The organism is Sphingomonas bacterium, from assembly GCF_903643065.1.
In the GTDB taxonomy this organism is placed as follows: domain Bacteria; phylum Pseudomonadota; class Alphaproteobacteria; order Sphingomonadales; family Sphingomonadaceae; genus Sphingomonas.
This window is the reverse complement of the sequence record NZ_CAHJWX010000108.1, coordinates 1-6,592: the sequence shown is the minus strand read 5'-3', so window position 1 is coordinate 6,592 and position 6,592 is coordinate 1. Positions and strand designations below refer to the sequence as shown.

The 6,592-nt window shown below is 68.1% G+C and carries 7 protein-coding genes and 1 pseudogene; all 8 read left to right on the top strand.

Features of this window, described 5'->3' with window-relative positions:
* The first annotated feature begins 32 nt into the window (after nucleotides 1-32).
* Nucleotides 33-386 (top strand): HesB/IscA family protein, encoded by a 354-nt coding sequence (locus HUU95_RS05435; protein WP_174279182.1) that lies wholly within the window; start codon nucleotides 33-35, stop codon nucleotides 384-386.
* A 128-nt stretch (nucleotides 387-514) separates the two neighbouring features.
* The gene (locus HUU95_RS05430) at nucleotides 515-1,906 is read left to right on the top strand and encodes an amino acid permease (protein ID WP_174279181.1); all 1,392 of its coding nucleotides are present in this window, start codon (nucleotides 515-517) and stop codon (nucleotides 1,904-1,906) included.
* A gap of 222 nt (nucleotides 1,907-2,128) precedes the next feature.
* On the top strand, nucleotides 2,129-2,665 hold the full coding sequence (gene rplO / locus HUU95_RS05425) for a 50S ribosomal protein L15 (RefSeq protein WP_174279180.1): 537 nt from the start codon (nucleotides 2,129-2,131) through the stop codon (nucleotides 2,663-2,665).
* Nucleotides 2,666-2,796: 131 nt separating this feature from the next.
* Nucleotides 2,797-4,167 carry a preprotein translocase subunit SecY gene (secY, locus tag HUU95_RS05420; protein WP_174279179.1) on the top strand — a complete coding sequence of 457 codons (1,371 nt, stop codon included), beginning with the start codon at nucleotides 2,797-2,799 and terminating at the stop codon, nucleotides 4,165-4,167.
* Between the two features lie 24 nt (nucleotides 4,168-4,191).
* Nucleotides 4,192-4,836, top strand: a complete 645-nt coding sequence (locus tag HUU95_RS05415; RefSeq protein ID WP_174279178.1) for an adenylate kinase — start codon at nucleotides 4,192-4,194, stop codon at nucleotides 4,834-4,836.
* A gap of 32 nt (nucleotides 4,837-4,868) precedes the next feature.
* Entirely contained in the window at nucleotides 4,869-5,450 is a 582-nt protein-coding gene (locus HUU95_RS05410; RefSeq protein WP_174279177.1) for a Uma2 family endonuclease, read from the top strand.
* Nucleotides 5,451-5,615: 165 nt separating this feature from the next.
* A complete protein-coding gene (locus HUU95_RS05405) occupies nucleotides 5,616-6,302 on the top strand; it encodes a response regulator transcription factor (RefSeq protein WP_174279176.1) in 687 nt (228 codons plus the stop codon).
* A gap of 47 nt (nucleotides 6,303-6,349) precedes the next feature.
* Nucleotides 6,350-6,592 (top strand): annotated as a pseudogene (locus HUU95_RS05400) (signal protein); the annotation flags it as partial.

Genomic DNA, 6,592 nt, shown 5'->3' with positions numbered 1-6,592 from the left:
CCTCCCGCCAGCGGGAGGGGAGGAGAGTAGTAATGGCCACGACCCTGAGATCGCGCCCCGCCGCGCTCAACCTCACGCCGTCCGCGCACGCGCGCATCGCGGACCTGATGAGGCGCGCGCCCGCCGACGCGGTTGGCGTCAAGCTGTCCACGCCGCGACGCGGCTGTTCGGGGCTCGCTTACTCGGTCGATTACGTCACCGCCGCCCAGCCGCTCGACGAACGGATCGAGACGCCGGGCGGCACGCTGTTTGTCGACGGCGGGTCGATCCTCTACCTGATCGGCTCGACGATGGACTGGGTCGAGGACGATTTCACCGCCGGGTTCGTGTTTAACAATCCCAACGCCAAGGGCGCGTGCGGGTGCGGAGAAAGCTTTACGGTCTGACGCTTGCCTTGCCGTGACCCCCAACTTGTTTCAGGGTCGATACGCGACGAGCGGGGACAGGATGGCGTCGACCCGACCCGAGCCGCCGCACGTGAACCCTGGAACAACCTCAGGGTGACGGGGGGCATGTGACGGGACTGCTGAGGCGCAAGATCATCACCGAGCAGCCGGCCGAGCGCCGGCTCGCGCGTACGCTGTCCTGGCCGCACCTTGTCGCGCTGGGCGTCGGTGCGATCGTGGGGACGGGCATCCTGACGCTGATCGGCGTCGCGTCCGACCGCGCGGGGCCGGCGGTGCTGCTGTCGTTCGCGGTAGCGGGCGCGATCTGCGCGGGCGCGGCGCTGTGCTATGCCGAGATGGCGAGCGCGATCCCGGCCTCGGGCAGCGCGTACACCTACAGCTATGCCGTGCTGGGCGAGGTGATCGCCTGGGTGGTCGGGTGGAGCCTGATCCTGGAATACAGCCTCGTCGTCGCGACGGTGGCGGTCGGCTGGTCGGGCTATGCGATGCGCTTTCTCGCCTGGGCGAAGCTCGGCATCCCGGCCTCGCTCGCGGCGGGGCCGGGCGCGGGCGGGATCGTCAACCTGCCGGCGGTGTTCATCATCGCGGTCGTCGCCGGTCTGCTGTCGCTGGGCACGCGGGAGAGCGCGCGGATCAACACGGCGCTGGTGGTGCTCAAGATTGCGACGCTGGCGCTGTTCGTCGCGGTCGCGCTGCCCCATTTCGACGGCGCCAACCTCCATCCTTTCGCGCCTTTCGGGTTCGGCGCGCAGGCCGGGCCGGACGGGACCAAGCGCGGCATGATGGGCGCGGCGGCGATCATCTTCTTCGCCTTCTACGGCTTCGACGCGATCTCGACGGCGGCGGAGGAGACGAAGCGACCCGATCGCGACCTGGCGATCGGCATCGTCGGCTCGATGGCGGCCTGCACGCTGATCTACCTGATCGTCGGCGTGGCGGCGCTGGGCGCGGTGTCGTTCGGAGTGTTCGGCAAGAGCACGGAGCCGCTGGCGCTGATTCTCGCCAGCATCGGCCAGCAGCGGATCGCGACGATCGTCGCGCTGGCGGCTGCGATCGCGCTGCCGACGGTGCTGCTGGCCTTTCTATACGGGCAGAGCCGCATCTTCCTGGTCATGGCGCGCGACGGCTTCCTGCCGCCCGCGCTGGCCACCGTGTCGAGCCGGGGCACACCGGCGCGGATCACCGCGCTGACGGCGTTATTCGTCGCCGTGATCGCCGGGTTGGCGCCACTCGACCTGATCGCCAGCCTCGCCAATGCGGGTACGCTGTGCGCGTTCATCGCGGTGGCGGCGTCGGTGCTGGTGTGGCGGCGGCGCGAGCCGGCGGCGCGGCGCCCGTTCCGGATGCCGGCCGCGTGGGTGATCGCGCCGCTGGCGATCATTGGCTGCCTGTACCTGTTCACCAGCCTGTCCGGGCTGACGCAACGCTTCTTCTTCGCCTGGAACGCCGCTGGCCTGCTGATCTATTTCGCCTACGCACGTCGCCGCGCGACGATCTGACACACTTCGGTGACAATTGGTCGCTAGCGGGAACAGGTCGCCGCTGCTCCTCCCCCTGCGCGGCGACTTCCCGAACTACGGGGCGGTCCAGCGCGACCGCCCCGGCCTTTTCGTGAGGCGCGGGCGGATCGCCGGCGATCGAGCGGGTGACAAGCCGCGCGCGTCCCGCTATGCGCGCCCGCTCCCATTCCCGCGCGACCATAGCGAAAGCGAGTGCATCCCATGAATCTGAACGAACTCCGCGACAATCCCGGCGCCCGCAAGTCCAAGATCCGCGTCGGGCGCGGCATCGGCTCCGGCAAGGGCAAGACCGGCGGGCGCGGCCAGAAGGGCCAGAAGAGCCGCGAGGGTGTCTCGATCGCCGGGTTCGAGGGCGGCCAGATGCCGCTCCACATGCGGCTGCCCAAGCGCGGCTTCCGCAACATCTTCGCCAAGGACTATGCGGAGGTGAACCTTCACGCCGTGCAGCGCGCCGCCGATTCGGGGCTGCTGAGCGGTCCGGTCGATCACGCCGCACTGAAGGCGGCGGGCCTGGCGCGCGGCGGCACCGACGGCGTGCGCCTGCTCGGCAACGGCCAGATCACGACCGCGCTCCAGTTCACGGTCGCGGGCGTGTCGGCCGGTGCCCGCGCGGCGGTCGAGGCGGCGGGCGGCTCGGTGACGGTGATCGAGGTCGTCTCGCCCGCCGACAAGGCGGCGGCGAAGAAGGGCGTCAAGTACAAGGAGCGTCAGGCGCACAAGGCCTCCTTCAAGGCCTGATCGCGCTCGCCCGAGCCAGACAACCCGGATTAGACCCCGGATTAGACAAGGCGCGATCCGCGCTTATATGATCGGCGGCAAGGGCCGCACGCCCGGCCCGCCGATCATCGCTTCAGGATCAAGACCGCATCATGGCAACCCGCGCCGATCAGATGGCCCAGGGCCTCAGCCTGGGCAAGTTCGCTCAGGCGACCGACCTCAAGAAGCGGCTATGGTTCACGATCGGCGCGCTGATCGTCTTCCGCTTGCTGTCCTACGTGCCGCTGCCCGGCATCGATCCCACCGCGATGGGCCTGCTGGCGAACAAGACCAGCGGCGGCGTGCTGGATTTCTTCAACACCTTCTCGGGCGGCTCGCTCAAGCGCGCGTCGCTGATCGCGCTGGGCGTGATGCCGTACATCACCGCGTCGATCGTCATCCAGCTGTCGACATCGCTGGCGCCGCAACTCGCCGCGATCAAGAAGGAGGGCGAGAGCGGGCGCAAGAAGCTCAATCAATACACCCGCTACGGTACGGTGCTGCTGACCGCGATCCAGGGGTATTTCATCGCGCGCGGGCTGGAGACGATCGGCGCCAACAACGGCATTCAGGCGGTGGTGGAGCCGGGCATGTTGTTCCGGGTCGCCGCCGTCGTGTCGTTGATCGGCGGCACCATGTTCCTGATGTGGCTGGGCGAACAGATCACCAGTCGCGGGATCGGCAACGGCGTGTCGCTGATCATCATGGCCGGCATCGTCGCGAACCTGCCTACCACGCTATACAATCTGCTGGAGAGCGCGCGCTCGGGCCAGGGAAATATCGGTGGGCTGCAGCTGGTGGGCATCGTCGTCGCGGTCACCGCGCTGATCCTGTTCATCTGCTTCATGGAACGCGCGCAGCGGCGCATCCTGATCCAATATCCCAAGCGCCAGACGCAGCGCGGCATGCAGGCCGAGCGCAGCCACCTGCCGCTCAAGATCAACACCGCCGGCGTCATCCCGCCGATCTTCGCCTCGTCGCTGTTGCTGATGCCGCTCACCATCTCCCAGTTCGCGGGCAAGCACGTCGCGGGCGAGAGCCGCTGGGGGGATTTCATCCTGACGCTGAACCAGTATCTCCAGCACGGCAGCCCGGTGTACATGGCGCTCTATGCCGCCGGGATCATCTTCTTCTCGTTCTTCTACACGGCCGTGGTGTTCAACCCGGAGGAGACGGCGGATAACCTGAAACGCTATGGCGGCTTCATTCCCGGCATCCGGCCGGGCAAGAACACCGAGAGCTATTTCGACTATGTGCTGACGCGGATCACCGTGCTGGGCGCGGCCTATCTGACGGTGATCTGCCTTCTGCCCGAATATCTGGTCAGCGCACTGGCGATCCCGTTCTACCTGGGGGGCACCTCGCTGCTGATCGTCGTCAACGTCACGATGGACACGGTGACGCAGATCCAGAGCCACTTGCTGGCGCATCAATATGGCGACCTGATCAAGAAGGCGAAGCTAAAGGGTGGCCGGCTGCGCTAAGCGCATGCGGAGGGGATCGTTGCCGTGAACATCATCCTGTTGGGGCCGCCGGGCGCGGGCAAGGGAACGCAGGCGAGCCGGCTGGTCGCGGGGCGCTTCATGGTCCAGCTGTCGACCGGCGACATGCTGCGGGCGGCGGTCAAGGCGGCGACGCCCGTCGGGTTGCAGGCAAAGGCGATCATGGCGCGGGGCGAACTGGTGTCGGACGCGATCGTATCCGCGCTGATTGGCGAGCGGCTGGATCAGGGCGTCGGCGCCGGCGCGATCTTCGACGGCTTCCCACGGACCGCCGCGCAGGCCGAGGCGCTGGAGGTGCTGCTCGCGGCGCGCGGGCAGGCGCTCGACCACGTCATCGAGCTGACGGTCGACGAGGCCGTGCTGACCGAGCGGATCGTCGGGCGCTATACCTGCGCGAATTGCGGCGAGGGCTATCACGACCGGTTCAAGCAGCCCCTCGTGGCGGGCGTGTGCGATGTCTGCGGCTCGACCGAGTTCAAGCGCCGCCCCGACGACACCGCCGCGACGATCGCGACGCGCATGGCCGTCTATCGCGGCGAAACGGCCCCGATCCTGCCCTTCTACGAGACGCGCGGGCTGGTGCGCCGCGTCGATGGCATGGCCGATATCGAGCAGGTGACCGCCGCGATCGAGGTGATCCTGGACGGGTAGAGCGGTGCGCGGCGGCGTGGTATGAGATCGGCATGGGCGAAGAGCTAAGCACCATCGACCTCCGGAGCGATCCGACCCGCTACCCGCTAACGGTCCGCGACTTCGTGATGCTGCATGAAGCAGGCGCATTCGATCAGGTTGGACGGGTCGAGCTGATCGAGGGAGAGATATTGCAGATGGCCCCGATGCATCGGCCCCATGCTCGGATCGTGCCGCTGTTGAGCATCGCGCTTGATCGCGCGATCGGGATGATCGACGCTGGTCTGGAGGTGCTCGCCGAACCTTCGGCGGAGCTTGACACCCATAGCCTCCCGCAAGCGGACATCGTGGTGGCCGACATCGCCGATGAGAAGATCGTCTCACGCGGAACGGTACGCTTGCTTGTCGAGGTGGCCGCCACGTCGCTGGGCTATGATCTGGGACGCAAGAAGCGCCTGTATGCACGCGCGGAGGTGCCCGAATACTGGGTAGCGGACGTCGATGGCCGCCGGATCATCCGCTTCCACGCGCCGACCGGCGAGGATTTCGCGGAGCGCGCCGAGTTCGCGTTCGGTGATCCCATACCCTCCGCGACCATCCCCGGCCTCGTCGTCGACACGTCTCGCCTCGTCTAAGCCCTCGATGACGCGCAATTCACCCGCTCGTCACCGCTTCGGCTGCGTCGTCCCGCTAGTTAGCAACCGTTGCTGTATCGGCGCCCGCACTCCCGGGGGTGTCGAGGGGTCGGCGGTGGTGTGTGGCCGCCGGCCCCACCTTCCGCGCCGGGCTGGGTGCCCCGCATGATGCGCAAAATCCTGGTCGTCGAGGACGACGCCGCCAGCGCCGACTATCTCGCCAAGGGTCTGGCTGAGGCGGGTCACGCGGTGGAGGTCGCTCCCGACGGGCGCGAAGGCCTGTTCCTCGCGAGCGAAGGCATTTTCGACCTGATCGTCGCCGATCGCATGCTGCCGGGGCTGGACGGCACGCAAATGGTGAGCGCGATCCGCGCCGCCGGGATCGCCACGCCCGTGCTCATGCTGACCGCGCTCGCCAGCGTCGATGATCGGGTCGATGGCCTGCGCGCGGGGGCCGATGATTACCTGTGCAAACCTTTTTCCTTCGCCGAACTGAGCGCGCGCATCGAAGCGTTGCTGCGCCGCGCCGACCGTGCGGCTGGCGAGCCGCAGCGGACCCGTCTGATCGTCGGCGATTTGGAGATCGACCTGCTCGCGCGTACCGTGTCGCGCGCCGGCCGCGTCATCCAGCTTGGCGCGCGCGAGTTCAGCCTGCTCGAGTTCCTGGCGCGTCATGCCGGCCAGGTCGTCACCCGCACGATGATGCTGGAGAAGATCTGGAATTACCATTTCGACCCCGGCTCCAATGTCGTTGACGTTCACATCGGCCGGCTGCGGCGCAAGCTGGAGGACGGGTTCGCGACGCCGATCCTGCACACGGTGCGCGGCGCCGGCTATAAACTGGCGGCCTGAGCACGCGCCGTCTCTCCGTCACTGCGCGGATCGCGCTGCTGTCGATCATGCTGGCGCTCGCCTCCAACCTGGCGCTGGTCGGGGTGGTCTGGCGTCAGACGCGGGTCGACGCGCTCGACGCGGTCCAGCGCGAGGCCGTGGAACAGGCCGACTCGCTGAGCGGCGTGTACCGGACGGACGGACGCGCGGGCGTGATCGCGGCGATCCGCGACGCGCGGGCGCCCGGCGACACGTCCTTGCTGCTCGCCGTGATCGACCGCGACGGGCGGCGCCTCGCCGGGTTCGGCCCG

Bases quoted from the DNA above. Each gene is read 5' to 3' on its own strand.
- HUU95_RS05435 (WP_174279182.1), top strand. From the start codon at position 33: ATGGCCACGACCCTGAGATCGCGCCCCGCCGCGCTCAACCTCACGCCG.
- HUU95_RS05405 (WP_174279176.1), top strand. From the start codon at position 5,616: ATGATGCGCAAAATCCTGGTCGTCGAGGACGACGCCGCCAGCGCCGAC.
- secY (WP_174279179.1), top strand. From the start codon at position 2,797: ATGGCAACCCGCGCCGATCAGATGGCCCAGGGCCTCAGCCTGGGCAAG.
- rplO (WP_174279180.1), top strand. From the start codon at position 2,129: ATGAATCTGAACGAACTCCGCGACAATCCCGGCGCCCGCAAGTCCAAG.
- HUU95_RS05410 (WP_174279177.1), top strand. From the start codon at position 4,869: ATGGGCGAAGAGCTAAGCACCATCGACCTCCGGAGCGATCCGACCCGC.